The 25,429-nt window shown below is 68.8% G+C and carries 19 protein-coding genes; 10 read left to right on the top strand and 9 right to left on the bottom strand.

What is annotated here, in order from left to right; genetic code table 11:
* Positions 1–83 precede the first annotated feature (83 nt).
* A complete protein-coding gene (gene rhlB, locus AC3DE2_RS10555; protein WP_488426114.1) occupies positions 84–1,769 on the bottom strand; it encodes an ATP-dependent RNA helicase RhlB in 1,686 nt (561 codons plus the stop codon).
* A gap of 223 nt (positions 1,770–1,992) precedes the next feature.
* Between rhlB and trxA the strand changes: the two genes are divergently transcribed.
* The 4 genes from trxA to AC3DE2_RS10535 all read left to right on the top strand — a co-directional run bounded on the left by trxA (position 1,993) and on the right by AC3DE2_RS10535 (position 6,317).
* A complete protein-coding gene (trxA, locus tag AC3DE2_RS10550) occupies positions 1,993–2,334 on the top strand; it encodes a thioredoxin TrxA (RefSeq protein WP_295375247.1) in 342 nt (113 codons plus the stop codon).
* A gap of 193 nt (positions 2,335–2,527) precedes the next feature.
* Positions 2,528–4,225, top strand: coding sequence for a transcription termination factor Rho (rho, locus tag AC3DE2_RS10545; protein ID WP_488426113.1), 1,698 nt, complete (start codon positions 2,528–2,530; stop codon positions 4,223–4,225).
* A 71-nt stretch (positions 4,226–4,296) separates the two neighbouring features.
* On the top strand, positions 4,297–5,205 hold the full coding sequence (locus AC3DE2_RS10540) for a LysR family transcriptional regulator (protein WP_488426112.1): 909 nt from the start codon (positions 4,297–4,299) through the stop codon (positions 5,203–5,205).
* A 113-nt stretch (positions 5,206–5,318) separates the two neighbouring features.
* Complete coding sequence (locus AC3DE2_RS10535) at positions 5,319–6,317, top strand: cyclase family protein (protein WP_488426111.1); 999 nt, start codon at positions 5,319–5,321, stop codon at positions 6,315–6,317.
* Positions 6,318–6,435: 118 nt separating this feature from the next.
* Here the strand turns inward: AC3DE2_RS10535 and AC3DE2_RS10530 are convergent, their stop codons facing one another.
* From AC3DE2_RS10530 to AC3DE2_RS10515, 4 genes are all read right to left on the bottom strand, one after another.
* Positions 6,436–7,317, bottom strand: a complete 882-nt coding sequence (locus AC3DE2_RS10530; protein ID WP_488426110.1) for an energy transducer TonB — start codon at positions 7,315–7,317, stop codon at positions 6,436–6,438.
* A 64-nt stretch (positions 7,318–7,381) separates the two neighbouring features.
* The gene (locus AC3DE2_RS10525) at positions 7,382–8,137 is read right to left on the bottom strand and encodes an energy transducer TonB (RefSeq protein WP_295379478.1); all 756 of its coding nucleotides are present in this window, start codon (positions 8,135–8,137) and stop codon (positions 7,382–7,384) included.
* Positions 8,138–8,195: 58 nt separating this feature from the next.
* On the bottom strand, positions 8,196–8,990 hold the full coding sequence (locus AC3DE2_RS10520) for an energy transducer TonB (protein ID WP_295379477.1): 795 nt from the start codon (positions 8,988–8,990) through the stop codon (positions 8,196–8,198).
* A gap of 62 nt (positions 8,991–9,052) precedes the next feature.
* Positions 9,053–9,847, bottom strand: a complete 795-nt coding sequence (locus AC3DE2_RS10515) for an energy transducer TonB (protein ID WP_295379475.1) — start codon at positions 9,845–9,847, stop codon at positions 9,053–9,055.
* A gap of 118 nt (positions 9,848–9,965) precedes the next feature.
* Here AC3DE2_RS10515 and AC3DE2_RS10510 point away from each other — a divergent pair, with 118 nt between their 5' ends.
* Positions 9,966–11,792 carry a monovalent cation:proton antiporter-2 (CPA2) family protein gene (locus tag AC3DE2_RS10510; protein ID WP_295379474.1) on the top strand — a complete coding sequence of 609 codons (1,827 nt, stop codon included), beginning with the start codon at positions 9,966–9,968 and terminating at the stop codon, positions 11,790–11,792.
* Positions 11,793–11,840: 48 nt separating this feature from the next.
* Here AC3DE2_RS10510 and AC3DE2_RS10505 read toward each other — a convergent pair whose 3' ends face one another.
* Positions 11,841–15,152 (bottom strand): ankyrin repeat domain-containing protein, encoded by a 3,312-nt coding sequence (locus tag AC3DE2_RS10505; protein ID WP_488426109.1) that lies wholly within the window; start codon positions 15,150–15,152, stop codon positions 11,841–11,843.
* Positions 15,145–15,402 carry a YcgL domain-containing protein gene (locus AC3DE2_RS10500; protein ID WP_295379470.1) on the bottom strand — a complete coding sequence of 86 codons (258 nt, stop codon included), beginning with the start codon at positions 15,400–15,402 and terminating at the stop codon, positions 15,145–15,147. Before AC3DE2_RS10500 ends, AC3DE2_RS10505 begins: the two co-directional genes overlap by 8 nt.
* 181 nt (positions 15,403–15,583) lie before the next feature.
* Here AC3DE2_RS10500 and AC3DE2_RS10495 point away from each other — a divergent pair, with 181 nt between their 5' ends.
* The 4 genes from AC3DE2_RS10495 (at position 15,584) to hemF (ending at position 21,093) form a co-directional block, all read left to right on the top strand.
* Entirely contained in the window at positions 15,584–17,935 is a 2,352-nt protein-coding gene (locus tag AC3DE2_RS10495) for a prolyl oligopeptidase family serine peptidase (RefSeq protein ID WP_488426156.1), read from the top strand.
* A 27-nt stretch (positions 17,936–17,962) separates the two neighbouring features.
* The gene (locus AC3DE2_RS10490) at positions 17,963–18,502 is read left to right on the top strand and encodes a hypothetical protein (protein WP_295379468.1); all 540 of its coding nucleotides are present in this window, start codon (positions 17,963–17,965) and stop codon (positions 18,500–18,502) included.
* 58 nt (positions 18,503–18,560) lie between these two features.
* Positions 18,561–20,111, top strand: coding sequence for a hypothetical protein (locus AC3DE2_RS10485; RefSeq protein ID WP_488426108.1), 1,551 nt, complete (start codon positions 18,561–18,563; stop codon positions 20,109–20,111).
* Positions 20,112–20,181: 70 nt separating this feature from the next.
* Positions 20,182–21,093: an oxygen-dependent coproporphyrinogen oxidase gene (gene hemF, locus AC3DE2_RS10480; protein WP_295379463.1), complete on the top strand. Its 912-nt coding sequence runs from the start codon at positions 20,182–20,184 to the stop codon at positions 21,091–21,093.
* Positions 21,094–21,330: 237 nt separating this feature from the next.
* Here hemF and AC3DE2_RS10475 read toward each other — a convergent pair whose 3' ends face one another.
* Together AC3DE2_RS10475 and polA are read right to left on the bottom strand one after the other, a co-directional pair.
* Positions 21,331–21,807, bottom strand: a complete 477-nt coding sequence (locus AC3DE2_RS10475; protein WP_488426154.1) for a DUF421 domain-containing protein — start codon at positions 21,805–21,807, stop codon at positions 21,331–21,333.
* A 384-nt stretch (positions 21,808–22,191) separates the two neighbouring features.
* Positions 22,192–24,954 (bottom strand): DNA polymerase I, encoded by a 2,763-nt coding sequence (gene polA / locus AC3DE2_RS10470; RefSeq protein WP_488426107.1) that lies wholly within the window; start codon positions 24,952–24,954, stop codon positions 22,192–22,194.
* A 96-nt stretch (positions 24,955–25,050) separates the two neighbouring features.
* Here polA and AC3DE2_RS10465 point away from each other — a divergent pair, with 96 nt between their 5' ends.
* A complete protein-coding gene (locus tag AC3DE2_RS10465; protein ID WP_295379456.1) occupies positions 25,051–25,356 on the top strand; it encodes a DUF2782 domain-containing protein in 306 nt (101 codons plus the stop codon).
* Positions 25,357–25,429: the final 73 nt, after the last annotated feature.

Here is a 25,429-nt window from a genome sequence, read left to right as displayed (position 1 = left end):
CGATTATGCCGGAGCGTGGAACGCGGAAGCGATCCCCGCGCATCGCCGGCACCGATACGCGACCGGTGCCGGCCGGGCCGGCGTCAGCCGCCGACCAGCGACTTCAGCTTGCGGCCCAGGCGGCTGAAGAACGAGGGCTTCTCGTGCTTGTCGACCGCAGCCGCGGCGGATGCGGCGGCCACGGGCTTTGCCACGGCGGCCGTCTCGGCGCCTTCCACCGGACGTCCATGGCGACGGCGGCGGCGCTTGCGCGGCGCGCGCTCGCCTTCGGCCTGCGGCGCCGGGGCGGCGGCCGGGTGCGTGACGGCAGGCGATCCGGCGACCGCGTTGTCGGGACGGGGCGGACGCGGCGGGCGCGGCTTGCCGTCACCGCGCGGCGCGCCATCGCGGCGTTCGCCGCGACCACGTTCGCCACCGCTGCCACCACCGCCACCGCTGCGACGACGGTTGCCCTGGCCGGAACCGGAGCGCCCGCCACCGCGGCGCTGTTCCTCGGCGCTGCGCTGTTCGCGAGCCTCGCGGAAAATCTGGCCGATGCTCTCATCTTCCTCGCCCTCGGCGCCTTCCACCGGCGCGCGCTCGGGACGCGGCAGCGCGGTCAGCACTTCAGGGGTCACCGCTTCGACCGGAATCTTCTGCTCGATGTACGCCTCGATGTCGGGCAGCGACATCGCATAACGCTCACAGGCGAAACTGATCGCGTCACCCTCGGCGCCCAGGCGGGCGGTGCGGCCGATGCGGTGGACATAATCCTCGGCATCGAACGGCAGATCGTAGTTGTAGACGTGCGAGACGCCATCGATGTGCAGGCCGCGCGCGGCCACGTCGGTGGCGACCAGGATTTCCAGCTGGCCCTTCTGGAAGCGGTTGAGCAGGGTCTCGCGCTTCTTCTGCGGCACGTCGCCGGACAGCACGCCGACCCGGTAGCCGGCCCGTTCCAGCGCGCGGGCGACGCGTTCGACGAACGCCTTGGTGTTGACGAACACCATCGTGCGCGCGCCCTCGCTGCGCGACAGCAGGCCCAGCAGCAGCGGGATCTTCTCTTCGTCGGCCGGGAAGTACATGCGCTGGCGGACCCGCGCGGCGGTAACCGTCTCGGCCTCCACCACCAGCTTCTCCGGCTCGTTCATGTGCTCGTAGGCCAGTTCCAGCACGCGATGGCTGAGGGTGGCGCTGAACAGCAGGGTCTGGCGCTCGGTGCGGATCGGCATGCGCCGCAGCAGGAACCGGATGTCCTTGATGAAGCCCAGGTCGAACATGCGGTCGGCCTCGTCCAGCACGCAGACCTCGCAGGCGTGCAGGGAGACGACCTTGTGCTGCTTGACGTAGTCGATCAGGCGGCCCGGGGTGGCGATGATCACGTCCACGCCCTGCTGCAGCAGCTCGCGCTGCTTGTCATAGTCCACGCCGCCGTAGACCAGGGCGAAGCGCAGGCCCAGGTCGGCGCCGAACTTCACCGCATCCTTGTGGATCTGGATCGCCAGCTCGCGGGTGGGCGCCAGAATCAGCGCGCGCGGGTCTTCCGGCTTGCGCTCGGCCAGGGCCGGGCGCGACAGCAGGCGGTTCATCACCGCCACCAGGAAGGCCAGGGTCTTGCCGGTGCCGGTCTGGGCCTGGCCGGCAACGTCGCGTCCGGCCAGCGCGACCGGCAGGGTCAGCGCCTGAATGGGGGTGCAGCGGGAAAAACCGGCGTTCTCAAGCCCGGCCAGCAGGGCCGGATGCAGGTCGAACGAGGTAAAAGTAATGTCGGTTAAAGGTTTGTCGCTCATGCTTTCTTCTTTGCGCCGCAGTGTTCCGTTGGCGCGACTGATAAGGGACTGCTCGTGCTTGCATCGCCGTCGGCGGCGTCGCAAACTGCGCCCCCAAAGCCGGATCGCGCGGCCGCCAGGATGGCTTGATCTGGCCGCGGAACGCCCCAGTTTACCCCAATAGAGGTGGCCGTCCCCGGCCCCCATCCGTCCGCGGCCCGCCGCGGCTCCGCAGGAGAACCCAGTGAGCGAAAAAGTAACCCATGTCGGCGATGCCGATTTCGAGGCCGCCGTGCTGCAGTCCGACGAGCCCGTTCTGGTTGATTTCTGGGCCGAATGGTGCGGCCCGTGCAAGATGATCGCCCCGGTCCTGGACGAGCTGGCCCAGACCTATGACGGCCGCCTGAAGGTGGTCAAGCTCAACGTGGACGAGAACCGCGCCACCGCCATCAAATACCACGTCCGCAACATCCCGCTGCTGCTGCTGTTCAAGGACGGCCAGGTCCAGGCGACCCAGGTCGGCGCGGTCGGCAAGGGCCAGCTGACCCAGATGATCGACAAGACGCTCGGCGCCCAGACCGCCTGAGCCGGTCCGGCCGGATTCCCGGCTGAACCCGTGCGAACCCGTTGCGGCCCGGCGCTTGCCGTCGCCGCAACGCGGTGCTAGTGTCCGCACATCCGGCGCCTTTTCTGCGCCGCACCCTTCTGAGTCAACACACTCCCCGACCTGCCGCCGCGCGTTCCAGCCGGCGCTCGCCACCTTAGCGAGGAATCGCACTTTGTCCGACAGTAGCAACGAAACCGGCGCCCCCGCCGAGAAGCGCGTGCGCAAGCCGCGCGTCGCCAAATCCGCTCCCGAAGCCGCCGCCGCGGCGCCTCCGGCCGAAGCGCCGGCCCCCGCAGCGCCCCCGCCTCCCGCGCCCGCTCCGGCTCCCGCCGTCGAAGCGCCGCGCGCCACCGCGCCCGCCCACCAGGAAAGTGCCGGCGATGCCGGCGGCGGCCAGTCGCCGCAGGGCCAGGCTGACGGCGAACCGCGTGAGCAGCGCGACGGCAACCGCTTCAACAACAACAACCGCCGCGACCGCTTCCGCAACCGCCGTGACCGCGAGCGCAACCGTGGCGGCTACAACGACGGCATGCCCGGCGACGGCAACGGCGGCGGCAACGAGAATTACGTGCCGCGCCAGATGCCGAGCGTTCCGGAAGGGTTCCCGCAGTACTCGCTGGGCGACCTCAAGCGCATGCCGGCGCCCAAGCTGCTGGAAATCGCCGAGCAGCTGAACATCCAGGAGGGCGTCGCCCGCGCCCGCAAGCAGGACGTGATCTTCGCCCTGCTGAAGGTGCTGACCCGCCACGGCGAAGGCGTGGCCGCCGACGGCGTGCTGGAAATCCTGCCGGACGGCTTCGGCTTCCTGCGCGCGGCCGAGGCCAGCTACCTGGCCGGCCCGGACGACGTCTACATCAGCCCCAGCCAGATCCGCCGCTTCAACCTGCGCACCGGCGACCACCTGTCCGGCCGCATCCGCTTCCCGAAGGACGGCGAGCGCTACTTCGCGCTGTCGACCATCGACACCATCAACGGCGAGCCGCTGGAAGCGTCGAAGAACAAGGTGCTGTTCGAGAACCTGACCCCGCTGTTCCCGCGTCGCCGCTTCACCCTGGAGCGCGGCAACGGATCGTCGGAGGACATCGCCGGCCGCATCCTCGACCTGATGGCGCCGCAGGGCAAGGGCCAGCGCGCGCTGATCGTGTCGCCGCCCAAGGCCGGCAAGACGATCATGATGCAGCAGATCGCCACCGCCATCACCACCAACCACCCCGACGTGCACCTGATCGTGCTGCTGGTGGACGAGCGTCCGGAAGAAGTCACCGAAATGCAGCGCACCGTGCGCGGTGAAGTGGTGTCCTCGACCTTCGACGAACCCGCCGCCCGCCACGTGCAGGTCGCCGAGATGGTGATCGAGCGCGCCAAGCGCCTGGTCGAGCACAAGAAGGACGTGGTGATCATGCTCGACTCGATCACCCGCCTGGCCCGCGCCTACAACAACGTCGTGCCCAGCTCCGGCAAGGTGCTGACCGGCGGCGTGGACGCCAACGCCCTGCACCGCCCGAAGCGCTTCTTCGGCGCCGCGCGCAATGTCGAGGAAGGCGGTTCGCTGACCATCATCGCCACCGCGCTGGTCGAGACCGGCAGCAAGATGGACGAGGTGATCTACGAAGAGTTCAAGGGCACCGGCAACAGCGAAGTGCACCTGAACCGCCGCATCACCGAGAAGCGCGTCTACCCGGCCATTGACATCAACCGCTCCGGCACCCGCCGCGAGGATCTGCTGATCGAACCGGAACTGCTGCAGAAGATCTGGATCCTGCGCAAGCTGCTCCATCCGATGGACGAAATCGCCGCGATGGAATTCCTGCTGGACAAGATGAAGAACACCAAGTCCAACGACGAGTTCTTCGCTTCGATGAAGCGCTGAGCCAGCAGCAAGACGAAAACGCCGGCCCACGCCGGCGTTTTCTTTTCCGGATCCCCTGCCCCGACACCGCCATGGATCAACTCAATGCGATGCGCGCTTTCCGGCGGGTCGTCGAACTGGGTGGCTTCGCCCGTGCCGCCGACGATCTGGGTGTCTCCGCGGCCGGCCTGAGCAAGCAGCTCCGGCAGTTGGAAGAACACCTGGGCGCGGTGCTGCTGCAGCGGACCACGCGCCGCATGAGCCTGACCGATGCCGGGCAGGCCTATTTCGGTGAGTGCTGCCGCCTGCTGGACGAGATGGAACGGGTCGAACATGCGCTGCGCGCGCAGGTTGGCCAGGTCGAGGGCCGGCTGCGGGTCAACGCGCCGACCTCGTTCGGCCTGGCGGTGCTGTCGCCGCTGCTGGGGACGTTCCTGGCCCGTCATCCGCGATTGAAGCTGGATCTGGCGCTGGATGATCGGGTGCTGGACGTGATCGGCACCGGTTTCGACGTCTCCCTGCGCGTGCGCAGCACGCTGGAGGATTCCTCGCTGGTCGCGCGCCGGCTCGGTACGATCCAGCAGGTGCTGTGCGCGGCACCGGATTACCTGCACCGTCGCGGCATGCCAGAATCGCCCGCGGATCTGTCCGGCCACGACGTGCTCGCCTATGCCCTGGCCGACACGCCGGACAGCTGGCAGCTCCAGGGCCCGGAGGGAACGACCCGGGTGGCGCTGCCGCCGGCACGGACCGTCGTCAACAACAGCCTGATCCTGCGCGACCTGCTGTGCGCCGGTCTCGGCATCGGCGCGCTGCCTTCCTTCCTGGCGGCGCCGGCGATCGCCGGGGGACGCCTGCAACGCGTCCTGCCGGCCTGCGCTTATCCGCAGCGGCACGTCCATGCGATCTACCCCACCGCGCGGCACCTGCCGCCCAAGGTGCAGGTCTTCGTCGATTTCCTCGCCCAGGCGCTGCCGCCGTTGCTGGAAGGCGATTCGTAACCGGCAGCGAAAACTGTCCGCACCGCGGACGCATTTTTCGGCGTCGGCCGCGCATTCAAGCTGTGAATCCCCAGGCAGCTGTTCCAGGCCGCCTCCCCACGAGGATTCCCGCAATGCTCCCTTCGCTTCGATCTTCCCTGCGTCGCCTGACCCTGGCCGCAGGGTTCGCCGCATCCCTTTCCGCCGCCACCACCGGCCACGCCGGCGAAGTCGGCACCAGCCCCTGGGGCCCTGGCGATGAAATCGGCCGCCTCAACCTGATCACGCCCGAATCCCGCGCCGCGATCCTGTCGCGCGTCGACGGTCGTCGCGCCTATGACCTGGCCACCGACTACTACATCGGCATGCCCAGCTGGCAGGGCGCGGGCGATCCGCACTACCAGTTCTGGATGACCCACACCCCGCGCGGCACCGCCGTCGACGATCCGATGGCGGTGGGCGACGCGCTCAACGCCAGCACCAGCTACACCGGCACCGCCTTCTCGATGTACAGCCACACCGGCACCCACATCGACGCGCTCAACCACTTCGGTTTGCACGGAAGGATCTGGAACGGCTTCAGCGCCGACGAGCATCTCGGCGATCGCGGCTGGCGCAAGGCCGGCATCGAGAAATTCCCGAACCTGATCGCACGTGGCGTGCTGATCGACGTCGCCGCCGCCAAGGGCGTGGAAATGCTGCCGGATCAGTACCGCATCACCCGCGCGGATCTGCAGGCGGCGCTGGCGAAGCAGAAACTGAAATTGCAGCGCGGCGACGTCGTGTTGATCCGGACCGGCCGGATGCGCCTGTTCGACCAGGCGGAGGCCTACATGGCCAATCCCCCGGGAATGAGCCTGGACGCGGCGCGCTTTCTGGTCGAGGACGGTGGCGCGATGGTGGTCGGCGCGGACAACCTGAGCTTCGAGACGTTTCCTTCGCAGGAACCCGACGCCTATGTTCCGCTGCACACCTACCTGCTCGCCGAACAGGGCGTGCCGATCATCGAGCTGATCGCCCTGGATGAACTCTCGCGCGACAAGGTCTATGAGTTCGCCTTCATCGGTGGGCCGCTGAAAATCCGCGGCGGCGACGCGGCGCCGTTGCGACCGATCGCGTTGCCGCTGCGATGACCCCGCACGCGGCAGCGGTCATTTGATCGGAACCAGCCCCCGCGATGGGTTTCGCCGGGTCATTGCAGGAACGCCCCGTACGCTGGCGAGGCGTTCCCTGCCGGGAGGACCGGTAGCCTCAGCCCGACAATGGCGTGAGCAGGCGCCGGCCCTTGCCGATCTCGTAGACGCCGCCCGCCACCATCGCGTCCGGGCTGCCGCCTTCTCCGCGCTCCGACTGCATCCATGGCGCACTCTGGCGGGGCCCGGGAACATAGACCTCCCATCGGCCATAGCCCGGCGCCTTCTTCCCGGGCATCTTGTAGTCCACCGGCACGCGCACCAGCCAGAACGGCGCGTCCATCTCAGCCCCCTCGGTGGGAGGCTGGAAGGTCCATTTCCTGGCCGCGACCAGGGTCGCCTCGGAAAACGCGTCGCGGGCCTGCTGCATCAGTCGCTCGTCGCCGACGAAGCCCAGGTTGACCTGTTCGGTGATCACATCCGCGACCGTGCCGTCGCGCCCCACCTTGACCACCAGGTACACGGTGCCCTGGGCGCCCAGGCGCGCCGCGCCTCCCGGATAGGCGGGGGGCTGGAGCTTGATGCTGCGCACGGAGTCGTTGCGCTGCTGGCGCTCTTCCGGACTGATCGCCTCGTCGCCGAAATGGCTGCCGCGGAGCGCCACCTGGAAGTCGCCATTCGGCAGCTTGTTGGCGACCACCCGCAGGCTCATCCGCGCCTTGCCGCGACGCGCGACGCCATCCACCAGGATCGGCTCGAACTTCCAGCCGGCGGCCGCCTTCTCGACCAGGCCGATCACGGCCTCGGGCAGCTTGTTGCGCTGGTCGATGTCCAGTTTCTCCACCGCGCCCTCCGGCTCGATGATGATCGCGCCAGTCACCAGCATGCTGGCTTCGACCTGCTGGCGGATCTCCTTGATGCCGGCGCCCGCCGTGCAGGCGATGCCAAGCAGGCACGCGAACGCCAGCCATCGACCCATGCCATGCGTTCCCTTTTTCATGTCGCCCGCTCCTTCAATATCCGGTCGGTGCCGGAGCACCCGATAGATCCATTCCCACGATGGCTCACCCTCCGCCTTCCAGCCGCGTGAAAGGCGAATCCAGCGCCATCGGGCGCTGTTCGTCGCCTCGCTTCAGCAGGGCCGTGCATTCGGGTTTGTCGGCCTTCGATTGCGTGGAAGCGGTGCCGTGCGGACGGGATTCGAAGTGGAGGGGAACCCGCATCCGGGTCCGCACCGGCTTTCCATCCACCTCTTCCGGCATGAAGCGGACCTGTTTCATCCAGTCCTCGATCGCCGGCCGGAACAGGCGCTTGCTGCCCGAGGGCGTGAATTCGAGCGACTCCAGCGTGGTGCCGCCATCCGGCTCGACCACGAACTGCACCACGCCCCTGTGGTTGGCGTTCTTCCCCGCCGCTTCGCGCGGATAGGGGGGAACGATCTTCCCGTCCGGTCGTGGCGTACCCGGCCCGGCGCCCTTGTAGTCGATCGCCAGCTGGTAACCGTCCGCCGTTGGCGCGGCACAGGCGCCCACGGTGAGATAGGTCTTGCCGGCACGCGCCTGCCCGTCGACGTCCGGGGGAACGAATCGCCATTGCATGATCTGGTCCCGGACAAAGGTTGCCACCGCCTCCGGCATCTGCTCCGGAAGCTGGATTTCCGTCGGGCGCCCCGTCGCGTCGATGCTGACCGCAGCCCGGGTCTGGAACACGAACAATTCCTTTTCTTCCGGGCCCGTTGCCGAAGCGGTGCTGGTGCCCGCCATCAACAGCAGCGCGCCCAACATCCGGCGACCCTGCAACGAAGAATTCCTTGCGTTCATTGCGTCTCCATTCTGGTTCGGCAGCGCCGGCCGAGGCCATCCGGACGCCGTGCGACATTCATAGCGAACTGCCGATCACTGGCGTTTTCAGTTTCATCGAATAGTCCAGCGCCAGGACTTCACCCTCTTTCAGGCCGGACGCGTCGAACGCCTGCCGGGATGGGTCGAGCCACGGGATCGTCCTGGCCGGGCCGGCGGACTCGTAGTGCCAACCTTCGCGCGGCGGGCGATCCACGTTCATGCGATAGCTGATCGGCACGATCAGGGTGGTGTCGCCTTCCGCGTGCGGGGCAGCGTCCGCGGGCTCGAACGTCCAGTTGCGCGCCGCTTCCACCGATGCGGTTTCGAGCATCGGTCCCCACTTCTCCGCGGCCTTGGCCGCGACCTTCTTGTAGGGCCAGGAGGTCTGTACCGCCACCGCGTCGGTCACCTTGCCCGACGCATCAACCCGGATCGCCACCAGCACGTCGCCACCCACGCCGTTGATCGCCGCCTGCTTCGGATAGCGCGGCGGCTTCATCGAGATCGCATCGCGATAGCCCGAGAAGCGGACATGCTCCACCTGCAACCGGAAGCCCTCGTCGACCTGCCTGGCGATCAGCGTCAGGTGAAGCCGCGCCTTCGCGTGCGTCGCCCGTCCGTCGCGCATCACCGGTTCGAACTTCCATTGCCGGACCGAACGCTCGACCAGCGCCTTGACCGCTGGCGTCAGTTCGGTGTCGATCCGGTAGTCGAACACCGCTCCGGTCGGATCAACCCCGATTTCTCCGTTCACCGGCAACCGCAACCCCGCATCCTGCGCCAAGGCGTTCATCGCCAGCAGGCACAACGCCAATCCCCACGCTCTATTCATTGTCCGCTCCTCCGTTCCATCCGTGCCGCACCTCCGTGCACTTCGACCCCGGCCCGGATCGCCTAGAGCGCTGCCCCGATCACCGGCGTCTTCAACTTCACCGCAAGATCCAGTGCCAGTACCTCGCCTTGCTTCAGTCCGGAGGCGTCGAAAACCTGTTGTTCCGGAGTCAGCCAGGGAATGGGATTGGCCGGGCCCGCCGACTCGTAGCGCCAGCCCGTGTCGGGCGGAGTGGCGTCGCCCACCCAGAAATTCACGGGAACCACCAGGGTCGCATCGCCGGTTTCTTGCGATGCCGCATCCGCCGGTTCGAAGACCCATCGACGCGCGGCTTCCAGCGATGCCTTTTCCAGCACCTTTCCCCAGTAGCGTCGTGCCGCCTCGTTGATCTTGCTGTTGGGCCAGGAGGTCTGCACGGCGGATGCGTCCACGACGCGCCCTTCCGCGTTCACCCGCACCGCCACCAGGACATTGCCGCTGACGCCGCCCCTGGCTGCTTCCACCGGATAACGCGGTGGCGTCATCTTGATCGAGGCCCGATAGGTGGAGAACTGCACGCGCTCCACCTGCAACTGGTAGCCCGCGGGCACCGGCTGCGCGATCAGGGTCAGGTGCATGCGCGCCTTGGCGTGGGTGGCGACGCCGCCACGCAGCACGGGCTCGAACTTCCATTGCCGTACCGAGCGTTCGACCAGCGCGGCGACTGCCGGCGTCAATTCGGTATCGAGCCGATAATCGAACACCGCTCCCGCCGGATCGATGCCAATCTCGCCGTTCACCGGCATTCGCAGTTCCGCGGTCTGGGCGTTGGCCACGGCGGCCAGCAGCCACAGCGCGATTCCCCATATCCCCTTCATCGCCCTCTCCCTGGATGAATCCCCGGCGCCGAGCCTAGCGCGGTCGCGGGCCGCCTTCAATCAGGACCATCGCCCCGGATTCCGGGAGCGACCGGCATAATGGGCCGGAGGTGAATGCATGCACGGTAGTGGCCTAGAGCTGACATTGGTGTTCCTGCTGGCCGCGGTCATCGCCGTGCCGGTGTTCAAGCGGCTGGGCATCGGTGCGGTGCTGGCCTATCTGGTCGCCGGCGTGGTGCTGGGGCCGGACGGCATGGCCCTGATCCGGGACGCGGACCGGATCCTGGACGCGGCGGAAATCGGCGTGGTGATGATGCTGTTCGTCATCGGCCTGGAACTGTCGCCGTCGCGCCTGCGGGTGATGCGCAAGCCGGTATTCGGCGCGGGCGGGCTGCAGGTGCTGCTGACCGCGCTGGCACTGGGCGGCATCGCCCTGCTCGCCGAGCATCACTGGAAGACCTCCCTGGTCATCGGCCTGGGCCTGGCGCTGTCCTCGACGGCGGTCAGCCTGCAATTGCTGTCCGAACGCAAGGAACTGACCAGCGAACACGGGCGCCTGGGTTTCGCCATCCTGCTGTTCCAGGACCTGGTGGCGATTCCGCTGCTGGCGGCGATCCCGCTGCTGGGGGGCGCCAAGAACGAGACCCTGACCTGGACCATGGTGTTCCAGGCGATCGGCGCGATGGCGATCGTCATCTTCGGTGGCCGCCTGATCCTGCGGCACATGTTCCGGGTGGTGGCGCGCACGCGGATGCCGGAAGTGTTCACCGCCAGCGCGCTGCTGGTGGTGCTGGGCACGGCCTGGTTCATGCAGCTGGCCGGACTGAGCGCGGGCCTGGGCGCGTTCCTGGCAGGCGTGCTGTTGTCGGATTCGGAGTTCCGTCACGAACTGGAATCGCAGATCGAACCGTTCAAGGGCCTGCTGCTCGGCCTGTTCTTCATCGCCGTCGGCATGGACATCGATCTGGACCGGGTGATGAACGAGCCGCAGATCATCACCGCCGGCGTGCTGGTGCTGCTGCTGGTTAAGTTCGGCATCCTGTTCCTGCTCGGCCTGTGGCCGGGCCGGCTGGACGTGCGCGGCGCGCTGATGCTCGGTGGCGCGCTGTGGCTGGGCGGCGAATTCGCCTTCGTGGTGTTCAACGAGGCCGCGCGGGTGAAGCTGCTGGATGCCGACGTGCGCGATCGCCTGGTCGCGATCGTGGGCGTATCCATGGCGCTGACGCCGCTGTTGATGATGGGGCTGTCGCGGTGGGTGTCGGGCATCGCCCGGCCGATGCCGGATCGGCGCGCCTTCGACGACATCCCGGACCAGACGCCGCAGGTGCTGATTGCCGGCATGGGCCGGTTCGGCCAGATCGTGGCGCGCGTGCTGACCTCGCAGCGCATTCCTTTCGTCGCCCTCGAACACAGCCCGGAAACGGTGGATACATTGCGCCGGTTCGGCGGTGCGCGCATCTACTACGGCGATCCCACGCGCCCGGATCTGCTGCGGTCGGCCGGTGCGCAGCACGTCAAGGTGTTCGTGATCGCGATGGATGATCCGGATACCAACATCAAGGCGGTGCGCTTGATCCGCCGGATGTATCCGAACGCCAAGGTGCTGGCGCGCGCGCGCAACCGCCAGCATGCCTGGCGGCTGATGGATCTGAGCACCGAACCCTTCCGCGAGACCCTGGGGACCAGCCTGGAAATGGCCGAACAGACCCTGGTGGCATTGGGGCGTTCACCCGAGGCGGCGGCCCAGCAGGCGCGACGCTTCCGCGAGCACGACGAGAAGCTGTTGCGCGCGCAGTACCTGGTCTATGACGACGATGCGGCGGTGATCCAGACCGCACGCGATGCGGTCGGCGATCTGGAAAAGCTGTTCGAGGCCGATGCCAGCGGCGAAGACGAAGCCGACGCGTCGCCTGCCGCGACGGATGCCACGCCCCGCGCGACCTGAAGCGCAAGGGCAAGACAAAGCCTGGAACCCGCGTTTACGCCGGTTCCCTCAGCCGCGCGGTTCGCGCAGGAAGCGGGCCATCGAGGCCCCCGGCGCGACCGGCACGAACTCGCCGGCCACGTCGACGAAGCCGCGCATCACCGCGACCTCGCGCGGCGTGCGGTTGAGCGCATCGCGCAGATCCGGATCCGCGCCCGCGCGCAGCAGCCGCTGGACTACCCGCAACAGGCCATGCAGCGCGGCCAGATGCAGCGGGCCGAATCCACGCGGATCCTGGGTCTCCAGCGACACGTCCTCGTCCAGCAGGCGTTCGACGCCCGCCAGCACGACTTCCTCGTCGCACGCGGTGCCGGGCTCGGCGCGCGCGCCCAGCAGCAGCAGCAGCGGCGTCACCGATCCGGCGGCGACCTGATCGGGTTCGGCGCCGGACAGCAGCAGGGTGTCGAACAACGCGACCAGGCGCGGCTTGTCGCGCGAGGTGAAGCCGTACAGCGCGGCGCAATGCAGCGGCGTCAGGCCCTGCGCGTCCCCGGCATGCACGTTCGCGCCCGCGGTCAGCAGGCGCGCGACGATGTCCGGCAATCCCAGCGCGGCGGCCAGCATCAGCACGGTGACGCCGCCCGGCAGGCGGTGCTCCAGCGCCGCGCCGGCCTGCAGCAACAGGGCGACGATCTCGGCCTGGCGCATGCTCACCGCCGCCGACAGCGGGGTGGCGCCGGTATTGGCGGCGCGCTGCGGATCCGCGCCGCGTGCCAGCAGCAATTCCACCACCGCGCGGTGGCCGCCGCCGGCCGCACGCAACAGCGCGGTGCAGCCCTGCGCATCCGGCGAGTCGACCGTGAATCCCAGATCCAGCAGCCGGCGCACGGCGTCCGCGTCGCCCGCCATCGCCGCGGCCGGCAGATCCGCGGCGCGCAGCGCGCGGCGCGGCAATGCCCAGCCCCGCCAGTCCAGCCAATCGGCCAGATCGCGGCGGCCACTGGCGAGGGCGACGCCCAGCGGCGTCTGCCCGTCGGCCGCGCGCGAATCCGGGCGCGCGCCCTTGGCGACCAGTTGGCGCAAGGCCAGTTCGCGGCCCAGCGCCGCCGCCAGATGCAGCGCGGTCATGCCATGGCTGTCGCGCGCTTCGCGGTCCACGCCGATGTCCAGCAGCCGATCCAGCAGCCGCGACCAGCCCAGGCGCACCGCCAGGGCTAGCGGCGGATCGCCCAGCGGGGACGCGGCGAACGGATCCGCGCCGCGTTCCAGCAGATCGCAGGCGAACTGTTCCAGTCCGCGCCCGACCTGCTCGCCACGCGCGCAGGCATCCAGGAAGCGGGCCAGGCCACCGGCGCCGGCGGGAGAGACGCCGCGGCGCAGCATCACTTGGATCGAGGCGAGGGCTTCGCCGCCGCGCGAAAGCAGCGCGAACAGCGGCGTGTCGCCGGCCGGATCCAGCGCATCGGCATCCGCGCCCTGCGCCAGCAGCCAATCCAGCCGCTGCGGCGACAACGCGATCCCGGGATCGTGCAGCAGGCTGCCCAGTTCCTGCCGCGACGCCAGCCGCACCAGCGAAGCCAGCTCGGCGCGCGGACGATCCGCGTGCAGGCCTTCCCGCAGCAGCGCGATTGGCGCGCGATCCGGCGGTGGCTGGTCATCGTCGCCGACGCTGACAGCCGCCGGCAGCGGATAGGTCGCATCCAGCGCGGACACGATCGCCCAGCGACCGGCCTCGGCGGCCAGATCCACGGCGCGGCGTCCCTGCGTGTCGGGCTGATCGGCCGCCACGCCGAGTTCCAGCAGGCGCCGGATCAGGGCGGGCGACGCATTCTCCGAGGCGCAGGCGACGCGCACCGCATTGCGTTGTTCGGCATCGGCCACGGCCACATCCACCCCCGCCTCGGCCAGCCGTTCCAGCACGGCGATGCGACCGCCGCGCGCGGCTTCCAGCCAGGGCGTGCGGCCATGGGCATCGTGCGCATGCGCATCCGCGCCCGCGGCCAGCAGCGTGTTGACGATGTCGATGTGCCCGGCCAGCGCGGCTTCGTGGAGCGCGCTGCGGCGCTGGCCATCGCGGGTGTCCACCTTGGCCCGGTGCTTGAGCAGCAATTGCACGCCAGCCGGATCGTCTTCCTCGGTGGCCGCCGCCGCCAACAGCACCGGCTGCGCGTTCGCCGGCTCGGGCCGCGCGCCGCGTTCGAGCAGGAACTTGGCCAGCCGCCAGTTGCCGGCCACGCAGGCCACGCCCAGCGGCGTCAGCCCGTCCTGGTTGACCGCGTCGATCTCGGCGGCGGCATCGCGCAGCAGCGCGACCACGCCGGGATCGGAACTGCGCGCGGCATGGTGCAGCGGGGTATTGCCCTCGCCGTCGGTGACCCGCGGATCCGCGCCGTTGGCCAGCAGGGTGGTCACCGCGTCGGGGCGGCCGTGCCAGCTGTCGCGGGTGGCCGCCAGCAGCGGCGTCATCCCGGCCTGCGCGTGGTTGAGATCCACGCCTTGGCCGATCAGCGCGCGTAGCAGGCGCAGATCCGGCAGTACCGCCGCCAGCACGGCGAGGCTGCGCTGGTCGCGCGAACCGGCCGGCGGCAGCGCGTGTGCATCGGCGCCGGCGTCCAGCAGTTCCAGCGCGCGATCAACCCGGCCGGTGCGGGCGGCCTCGAACAGCGCCAGTTCCAGGTCCGCCTCGTGCAACAGGGAATCCGGCGCGGTTTCCTGCTCGACCGCGGCTGGCACGCCACCGGCCATGTCGACCACGGGCAACCCGCGCGCCGCGGCAATGGACTGGATGCCCCAGTGCAGCAACGGCAGGGACAGCACATACAGCGGCGAGACAATCGGGCGGGCGGTCGCGGACAGCAGATCCGGCCACGCCAGGATCAGGCCCCCGGCCACCGCCAGCGCGACCAGCGCGGCCACGCCCAAACCACGCCAAGCGTGGAAATCCCGCTCGGCCAATGCACGCCAGTGCCAGCCCAGGCTGCCGGGCTCGCGTTCGATGCCCTGCCACAGTGGCCAGGTCCGCCACAGGCCGATCAGCAACACCCCAATCACCGCGCTCAGGCCCAGCGCCGCCGCCAGGCTGCCACTGTCCCGCAAGGCCGACAGCGGCCAGGCGATCAGCAGTGCCACGACGACGAACGCCGCGCCCCAGCCGATCAGCAGCGCCGGCAGCGATTCGCGCCAGTCGCGTGCGACCGGCAGCGGCCGGCTGCGCCGCTGCCAGGAGCAGGCCAGGGCCAGCGCCGGTTGCGCCAGCCAGGCGCCCGCGGCGGCCAGCGGGCCACCGACCCAGCCCAGCGCGGCCAGCGCCACGCCCAGCAGGCCGGCGATCACGGCCAGGCGGCGCAGTCGGGATGTGGACTCGGCTACGGGCTCAGGCATCGGCGCGTTCGTCGCTGTCCGGCTGCGGCGGGAACTGGATGTGGAAACCACGCGCGGCCAGGTTGCCGCGCACGACCTCCACGTCTTCCCGCGCCAGCCTGCGTTCGGGGGTGAGCGCCACTTCCAGCACGAAGCCCAGATCACCCAGTTGGGTGCGCAGCGGTTCCGGCAGGCGGGTGAAGTCGTCGCGCGCGGCCAGGTACACATAGGTGTCCGCCTTGCGCAGGCTTTTGTAAACGAAGGCTTGCATCCGCGCGTACGCGTCCTGCGGGAAAAAGTAGGGAATGACGGAGATTGTGGAGGAAACCGGTATGCGGGGAAACCCTGCACGTTCAGGCGTTCGCATGACCATCGGCGGACGATGCGGCCATCGCCGGCTGCTACGCTTGCACCTTTCACACCGGCCTAACGGAAATCCCATGCGCCACGTTCTGCCCGCCCTGCTCCTGCCGCTGTCCCTGCTGGCCGCACCGCTCGCCGCCCAGGAAGCCACGCCTCTGACCATCGAGCAGGTGATGGCGGATCCGGACTGGATTGGTCCGGCGGTCGAACGCGCCTGGTGGTCCTGGGACGGCCGGCACGTACAGTACGAACTCAAGCGCCCCGGCAGCCTGGTGCGCGATGCCTACGCGCAGGCCGTCGACGGCGGCGCGGCCGAACGCGTCGGCGACGCGGAGCGCAGTGGCCTGGATGCGCCCAACCCGCAGATCGACGCACGCGGCCAGCGGATGGTGTTCGTTCGCAATGGCGACGTGTTCCTGCGCGATCTGCGCAGCGGCGCGCTGACCCAACTCACCCGCAGCAACGACACCGAGGCACAGGCGCGCTTCGCCAGCGACGGCGGCGTGGTCTGGCGCGATGGCAACGACTGGTACCGCTGGTCGCCGCAGGCCGGCGTCGCCCAGGCCGCGGTGCTGCGCGCGGAAAAGGATCCCGCCGCGGCGCCCAAGCCCGATGTCCTGCGCGAACAGCAACTGCGCACGCTGGAGACCCTGTCGCGGGATCGCGCCCAGCGCGAGGCGGCGCGCCAGCAGGATGCCGCCTGGCGCAAGGCCGACGGCAGCCGCGCGCCAGCGCCGGTTTACCTGGGCGCCGATGTCACCATCGCCGACAGCGCGATGTCGCCGGACGGCCGCTGGGTAGTGGTGGTGACCCAGGCCAAGGGCGCCGACGAGGGCCAGGAAGGCAAGATGCCGATGTACGTGACCGAGTCCGGCTACGAGGAATTCCAGAGCGTGCGTACCCGCGTGGGCCGCAACGATCCGGTGCCGCAATCGCTGTGGCTGGTCGATGTCGCGGCGGGCACCGTCCGCCCGCTGGCCTACGACACGCTGCCCGGCATCGCCGAGGACCCGATGGCCGCGCTGCGCAAGGCGGCAGGCAAGGATCCGCTCAAGGGCAATCGCCCGGTACGGGTGGAAAGCGAATCGGCCGCGGCGATCGCCTGGAGCGACGATGGCCGGCAGGTCGCCGTGCAGGTCCATGCCATCGACAACAAGGATCGCTGGATCGCCACGGTGGATCTGGCCGACGCGCGCCTGCAGCCGCGCCACCGGCTGACCGATCCGGCCTGGATCAACTGGAACAACAACGAGTTCGGCTGGCTGCCCGACGGCAGTCTGTGGCTGCTGTCCGAGCAGTCCGGCCATTCGCACCTGTACACCGTGCAGGGCGGCGGCAAGCCGCGCCAGCGCACCCGCGGCCGCTGGGAAGCGACCTCGCCGGTGCCGACCGCCGACGGCAGCGCGTTCTACTTCCTGTGCAACCGCGCGAACCCGGCCGACTACGAGATCTGCCGGCTGGATCTGGCCAGCGACACGGTCAGCGAAGTCACCGCGCTGGACGGCGTGGAGCGCTTCGCGCTGTCGCCGGATGATCGCCGCCTGCTGGTCGCCCATTCCAGCGCCTACGTGCCCACCCAGCTGTCGGTGCTCGACGCGACCGGCGGCACGCCCGTCGCGCTGACGGATACGCGCACGCCCGCGTTCAAGGCGCGCGAATGGATCCAGCCGGAAATCGTGCAGGTGCCGTCGAAGCATGGCGCCGGCCAGGTGTGGGGCAAGTACTACGGCCCGAAGGTGATGGAACCCGGCAAGCGCTATCCGATCGTGATGTTCGTGCATGGCGCCGGTTACCTGCAGAACGTTCATCACCGCTACCCGACCTACTTCCGCGAGCAGATGTTCCACAACCTGCTGGTGCAGCGCGGCTACATCGTGCTGGATCTCGACTATCGCGCCAGCGAGGGCTATGGCCGCGACTGGCGCACCGCCATCTACCGCAACATGGGCCACCCGGAACTGGAAGACTATCTGGACGGCCTGGACTGGCTGGTCGAAACCCGCCAGGGCGATCGCGACCGCGCCGGCATCTACGGTGGTTCCTATGGCGGCTTCATGACCTTCATGGCGCTGTTCCGCAAGCCGGGCGTGTTCAAGGCCGGCGCCGCGCTGCGGCCGGTGGTCGACTGGACCCAGTACAACCACGACTACACCGCCAGCATCCTCAACACGCCGGAACTGGATCCGCAGGCCTATCGCACATCCTCGCCGATCGAATATGCCGCCGGCCTGCAGGATCATCTGCTGATCGCGCACGGCATGATCGACGACAACGTGTTCTTCCGCGATTCGGTGGTGCTGACCCAGAAGCTGATCGAACTGCACAAGGACAACTGGGAACTCGCCCCGTATCCGCTGGAGCGCCATGGCTTCACCCGCGCCGATTCGTGGCTGGACGAATACAAGCGCGTGCTCAAGCTGTTCGAGAACAACCTGAAGTAATCCGGGCCTGACCGACGCGATTCCTCCATGCAGACGCCTTCCCGCTCGCAGTTCGTCACCATCACCGCCTGGCTGTCGCTGGCGCTGGCGCTGCTGGGGGTGGTGACCGGCGTCCTGCAGGGCGTGATGCTGCTGGCGACAGGGCAGGATCGCGGCCTGCTCGACGCCCTCACCGCGGGCGCGGGCGGCCTGGCGATGCCAGCGCCACTGCTGTGGGCCTTCGATCACCTCGGCTTGTTGCTGCTGCTGTCCGTGCTCTCCTCGGCGCTGTGGGCGGCGGCTTCGTGGGGACTGCTGCAACGGCGCGAATGGGGACGCTTCGGCTTCATCGTCCTGCTCGCGGCCGGCGCGCTGTTCGCCTTCGCCGGGGCATTCGCCTTCGATCGGCTCCTGGCCGGACTGACCGCGCAGGCCGGCCTGGATCCCGCCGATATCGATCCCCTGCTGGCGAACATGCAGGCCGCCACCCGCCTGGTGATGTATGGCGGCGCACTGCTGATCGCGCTCCTGCACGCTGCCATTGCCTGGAAACTGTGCACGCCGGCGGTGCGCGCGGAGTTCCGCTGACAACTGCGGAAAGTACGTCCCCGATATACTGGCGCGCTCTCCCCACGAGTGTTCATCCATGTCTCTGGCACGGACGCTGGCGCTTCGCGCCGCCTGTATCTTTCTTGCCGGCCTGCCGGCACTCGCCGTCGCGGCGCCCGCCTGCGGCGTCTATCGCAGCGCCGAGGGCGGTCGCGAACTGCGCGTCGAGAGCATTGCCACCGCGACCGAATACACCGACTACCAGGCACCGCGTCCGCTGGCGTACCAGGCCCAGGCCGATGGCCGCATCACGGCCTACGATCTGGAAAGCGCCTACGCCGAGCACTGGACGCCGGAAGCCGGCGGACGCGCCCTGCGCACCGAGATGGACACGTTGTACACGCTGGCCGAGCCCGCGCACTGCGTCGCGCCGCCGCCAGCGCCAGCCGGCAGTTGTCGCGCGGATCCGGCCGCGTGCTTCGAGGCCAAGGACAATGCGGATGAAGCCACCCTCACCCGCTGGTGCGAACAGGAAGGCCTGCCGTTTGCCTGTGTCGCCCTGATCGAGGGCTTCCAGGACGCCGCCGACCGGCAGCAGCAGGGCGACGCCTTGTCGGAGGAACCACCGCCCGAATGCACCGAGGGCCACCCCGCCCATTCCGAGGCGGCGTGCGAGGAGAAGGTCAAGCAGGCGCTGACCCAGGCCTTCGCCGACGCCTTCAAGGGCATGTATGCCGACGATGTTCCGCTGTCGGCCGCGCACCTGGATCGTGGCCTGGCGCTCTGCCGGCGCAGCGGCTCGGCCAAGGTCTGCGGCGAGGCGGCCGAAAAGCTGTGGAATGGCGGCCGCTACCTCGACGCGCGTGACGCGCTCGCCGTGGCCTGCGAACAGGGCAAGGACAAGGATGCCTGCGGCAAGGCGGCGCCGCTGGCGGTACTGGCCACCGCGGATCTGCGCGCACCCGCCCCGGTCGCCCTGCCCTGCGGCGCCTATGCGGCGGAAAGCGGGTTGATGTCCGAACTGGGTTTCGGCGACGCCGGCCGGGTCGAGGGCGGGTTCGGCAGCGTCATGCGCGCCCGCCTGGAAGATGGCCTGATCCGCATCCGCCACGACAAGGGCGGCGATTTCGTGTTCAAGGTGATCGGCGGTGATCGCCTGCTGGGCCTGGACAGCTGGAACCGCTACGCGCTCTACCAGCGCGGCGAAGGCGGTGCGGGTCGCTGCGCGCCGCCACGCCGGTTCATCGAACAGCCGCTGGTCGAGGACTGTCCCGCCATCGGCCGCGAGGGCGGCGCCGAAGCCTGCTGCAAGGCCGGCAAGCTGCAGGGCTGCAACGCGCTGGGACACGCGCAGGCATTGGCGGGCAACTGGGCTGGTGCCCAACCCCACTACCTGCGGATCTGCGCGGCCGGCGTGCGCGTGGGTTGCGAGAACCTGATCCGGGCCTATGCGGAAACCGGCGATGACACCGTCATCGAATCGATGCGGGCCGTGTGCGCCAAGGACGAACGCCACGTCGCGTGCGACGTGCTGGAAACCTCCAACTGGGAACAGATGGGCGTCGGCCGCGCGCTCCAGGACGCATTGCGCGAACTGGAGCAGGAAGCCGGCGAAGACGTTCCGGAAGAAGGCGAAGCGACGCCCTGAGGCTCGCCCCATGCCACGCCCGTCCACCGAAAAAGGACCGTGGCGACGGCACGCCGTTAGAATGGCGGGCATGAACGACATCATGCCCGTCCGCGACTACCTCACCGATCTCCAGGATCGCATCTGCGCCGCCATCGAGGCCGCCGATGGCCAGGCCCGATTCCAGGAAGATCGCTGGAGCAGGCCGGAAGGCGGCGGCGGCCGCACCCGCGTGCTGCGTGGAGGCAGGGTGTTCGAGCAGGCCGGCATCGGCTTCTCCGATGTCTCCGGCAGCAAGCTGCCGCCCTCGGCGTCGGCGCATCGCCCCGAATTGGCCGGCGCTTCCTGGCGCGCGGTCGGCGTGTCGCTGGTCTTCCATCCGCGCAACCCCTACCTGCCGACCACCCACGCCAACGTGCGCCACTTCCGCGCCGAGCGCGATGGCCAGGCGGTGGCCTGGTGGTTCGGCGGCGGTTTCGACCTGACCCCGTTCTATCCGTTCGACGAGGACGTGCTGCACTGGCACCGCACCGCGCGCGATCTGTGCGAACCGTTCGGCGGCGCCGAGCGGTATGCCGCGCACAAGCACTGGTGCGACGAGTATTTCCACCTGAAGCACCGCGGCGAAACCCGCGGCGTCGGCGGCCTGTTCTTCGACGACCTGGGACAGGATTTCGATCACGACTTCGCTTACCTGCGCGCGGTCGGCGACGGCTTCCTCGACGCCTACCTGCCGATCGTCGAACGCCGACAGGACATGCCCCATGGCGAGCGCGAGCGCGAGTTCCAGCTGTACCGTCGCGGCCGCTACGTCGAGTTCAACCTGGTCTACGACCGCGGCACCCTGTTCGGCCTGCAAAGTGGTGGCCGCGCCGAGTCGATCCTGATGAGCCTGCCGCCCTACGTGCGCTGGGAGTACGGCTACCAGCCCGAGGCGGGCAGCGCCGAGCAGCGCCTGCAGGACTACCTGCGTCCGCGCGACTGGCTGAAAGAGCTGGCCTGAGCGCGCGCCGGCGCGGCTTGCCGCCGGTTCCCGGTTGCAGGTTTTCCCGTCGGATGGCCGACTCGGCAACACGGCCTTTGCATGCGCGGGAGCGTTGCAGCAAGCGGCTTGCCTGGCATCATCGCCTCCCTTGAAAAGGAGCGTGCAACCGCGCGACGGGCGGTTGGCCCGCCATTCGGCGGTAAGCGCCTGCCCTTCGCGCCAGCCCGGGACTTCATCCCTGCCGGTTGGAATCCCTCACGCGTGTCGCGTCACCAGCGTGATGTGCCCGTTGGTTTCCAGCACCGCGAGGTGGATCTCGCCAACGTCCTCGATGCCCGCCTCGCGCATCGCCTTGTCGAAATCCTCGCGGCTGATCAGTTCACGCCGCAGGACGTCCTTGTAGACCTTGCCTTCGCGCGCCAGCAGCACCGGCGACCCTTCGACCAGTGCTTCGAACCTGCGGTTGCGCGCCGAGGCCATGCCGACCAGCCAGTTGATCGCCATCAGGGTGGCGGCCAGCAGCAGGCCGCCGCCGACCGATGCATCCTCGCCCAGCAGGGCGTTCTGCACCGCATTGCCCAGCAGCACCACCAGCAGCATGTCGAAGGAGGTGAACTGGCCCATCGTGCGCTTGCCGGAGACCCGGATCATCACCAGCAGGGCGAAGTAGACGATCGCGGCGCGGGCGATGAAGCCCCACCACGGCATCGAGGGATTGAAGGTCTGATGCAGGAAGGAATCCATGTCCGCGCTCCGTTCGGGATGGGACACGTTAGCGCGCGCCGGGTACACCGGGCGGACAAATAAAAAGCCCCGAAGACCAGGGGGGGGTCATCGGGGCCAGGGGAACGGGACCTGGGGAGGGGTCACCGTTCCGGGGAGATCGCTCCAGGGGATGGGAGAGATCCGCGACAGACATTGCATCTGTCGCGAGTTATCTGACCATTTCCCACATGGATGGTTCGTGAAGATTACCGTTAAGAATCCGTGGAATTAAGGTCGCATTCATTTTATTGAACTCACCAGTTCAGAAATTGAATCGCACCCGATTTCGACATCCTTCGCGCAAGTTTCTGGTTACCAAAGGGTTTCCGGGTTTGGACGTCCAAAACCGCGTCAATGCGCCTGATCCCAGTCGTCACCCACCCCGCTGTCGACCACCAGCGGAACGATGAGTTGCGCCGCTGCCGACATCCGGGCACCGGCCTCGGCCACCAGCGTGGGCACGAAGTCGGCGTCGGCCTCGAACACCAGTTCATCGTGCACCTGCAGGATCATCAGCGCGCGCTCGCGGTGATCGGCCAGCCAGGCATCGACGGCGATCATCGCGCGCTTGATGATGTCCGCCGCCGTGCCCTGCATCGGTGCGTTGATCGCGGCGCGCTCGGCGCCGGCACGCTGTCCCTGGGTGCCCTTGTTGATGTACTCCAGGTACAGGCGGCGGCCGAACACGGTTTCCACGTAGCCGTGTTCGCGCGCCTGCTGGCGGGTGCGCTCCATGAAATCGCGCACGCCCGGATAGCGGCTGAAGTACAGCGCGATGTAGTCCTGCGCTTCGCCCCGGCCAATCCCCAGCTGGCGTGCCAGGCCGAACGCGCTCATGCCGTACATCAGGCCGAAGTTGATCGCCTTGGCCGCGCGGCGCTCGTTGCCCGTCACCTCTTCCAGCGTGCGGCCGAACACTTCCGCGGCGGTCGCCTTGTGGATGTCGGCACCGGATTCGAACGCCCGCACCAGGCCGGGGTCCTCGGACAGGTGCGCCATGATCCGCAGTTCGATCTGCGAGTAGTCGCAGGCGATCAGCTTGCGGCCCGGTGGCGCCACGAAGGCCTTGCGGATGCGGCGGCCGTCCTCGGTGCGGATCGGGATGTTCTGCAGGTTCGGATCGGTCGAGGACAGGCGGCCGGTGGCGGCGCCGGCCTGGTGGTAACTGGTGTGAACCCGGCCGGTTTCCGGATTGACCATTTCCGGCAGCTTGTCGGTGTAGGTGCTGCGCAGCTTGGCGAGCCCGCGGTATTCGAGGATCACGCGCGGCAGCTCGTGCTGGTCGGCGATCGCCTCCAGCGCTTCCTCGTTGGTGCTGGGCTGGCCGGTCGGCGTCTTCAGCACCGCCGGCAGCTTGAGCTCGTCGAACAGCAGCGCCTGCAACTGCTTGGGCGAATCCAGGTTGAAGCTGCGGCCGGCCAGTTCGGTGGCCTTCTGCTGCGCGGCCAGCATGCGCTTGGACAGGTCCGCGCTCTGCCGGCGTAGTTCGTCGCCATCGATACGCACGCCGTTGGCCTCGATCCGGGCCAGCACCGGCACCAGCGGCATCTCGATGTCGCGGTAGACACCCAGCAGGCCGGGTTCGGCCGCCAGCTTCGGCGCCATCACCCGGTGCAGCCGCAGGGTCACGTCGGCGTCCTCGGCGGCGTAGCGGGTCGCATCGTCCAGCGCGACCTGCGAGAACGGAATCTGCTTGGCGCCCTTGCCGGCGACCTGTTCGTACTTGATGGTGTCGTAGCCGAGGAAGCGCTTGGCCAGGCTGTCCATGTCGTGGCGATTGCTGCCGGAATTGAGCACGAAGCTCTCCAGCATGGTGTCGTCGGCATATCCCTTCACTTCCACGCCATGCCGGCGCAGCACGTGCAGGTCGTACTTGCCGTGCTGGCCGAGCTTGGGCTTGCCGGGATCGGCCAGCAGCGGCGCCAGCTTCGCCAGGGTCGCGTCGCGATCCAGCTGCGCGGGCGCGCCCGGATAGGTGTGGCCCAGCGGCACGTAGGCGGCCTGGCCCGGCTCCACCGCGAAGCTGAGCCCGACCAGGTTGGCCTGCATGGCGTCGAGGCTGTCGGTCTCGGTATCGAAGGCGAATTCGGCCGCCGCCGCCAAGCGCGCGATCCAGGCATCCAGCTGCGCGTCGGTGAGCACGGCCTCGTACTGCCCCGGCGCGGCCAGCGCCGCGTCGACCGGCGCGTCGGCCGGGGCGGGACCGGACACGAATCCGGTGCCGCGCGCGCGACCGGGTTCCTTTTCGGCGATCGCGCCCGTGCCGGCGCCGCCATCCAGTTCCTTCAACGCCTGGTTGAAGCCGTAGCGCGAGTACAGTTCCCGCAGTTCCTCGACATGCCGTTCGCGCAGCGCGAGGGTATCCGGTCCGCCCTCGAGCGCGACGTCGGTCTTGATGGTGACCAGTTCGCGGTTCAGCGGCAGTCGCGGCAGCGCGGCGCGCAGGTTCTCGCCAATCTTGCCCTTGATGCCGTCGGCGGCGGCCATCACCGCATCCAGCGTGCCGTACTCGCCCAGCCATTTGGCGGCGGTCTTGGGTCCGCACTTCTCCACGCCCGGCACGTTGTCGACCGCATCGCCCATCAGGGCGAGGAAATCGACGATCTGCTCCGGCCGCACGCCGAACTTCTCCATCACCGTCTCGGCCGAATCCATCCGGCTGCCACTCATCGTGTTGACCAGCGCCACGCCCGGCCGCACCAGCTGGGCGAAGTCCTTGTCGCTGGTGGAGATGGTCACGTCGATTCCCTGCGCCGCGCCCTGCAGGGCCAGCGTGCCGATGACGTCGTCGGCTTCCACCCCGTCCACGCACAGCAGCGGAAATCCCAGCGCCTGCACGATCCGGCGCATCGGCTCGACCTGCGCGCGCAGATCCTCCGGCATCGGGGGGCGGTTGGCCTTGTACTCGGGGTACAGCACGTCGCGGAAGGTCGGGCCGCTGGCGTCCAGCACGAAGGCCACGTAGTCGGGCCTTTCCTTGAGGGTGGCACGCAGCATGTTGACCACGCCGAACAGCGCGCCGGTCGGTTCGCCGGCCGCGTTGGTCAGCGGTGGCAGTGCATGGAAGGCCCGGAACAGGTAGCTGGATCCGTCGATCAGGACTAGTCGTTTCATGCCGCGATTCTACGCTCCGGCGCGGGCGCGGCGTCACGGCACCCCGCTGGCGATTGGCGCATAATCCCCGCATCGGTCATTCCCGAGGAGTCCGCGATGTCCCGCATGTTGTTGGCACCCGCCGCGCTCGCCGTGTTGCTGCTGGCGGGTTGCGCATCGATGGGCGGTACCCAGGACGATCCGGCCGTGGATCTGGCCGACGCCCAGGTCGCGGTCCGCACCGAGCCCAATGGCGACGTGATCGAGGAATACCGTGTCGCCGGCCAGTTGCGCATGGTCAAGGTCACTCCCGCGCGTGGCCCGGCCTATTACCTGATCGACGAAAACGGCGATGGCCGGTTGGACAAGAGCAAGGGCGAAGGCCCGGTGTCGCCGGTGTACTGGAAGATCTACGGCTGGTGAAGCCCGGTTGGGTGGGCGGCAGCGTCGTTGGGGCGAACGGCGTGAAGCCCGGTGATCCGGCCCGTCCGCATCG

The sequence above is a fragment of the Pseudoxanthomonas sp. 68-E7 genome, from assembly GCF_057773145.1.
The sequence above is the reverse complement of the archived record's forward strand: the minus strand, read 5'-3'. Positions and strand labels throughout refer to the sequence as shown.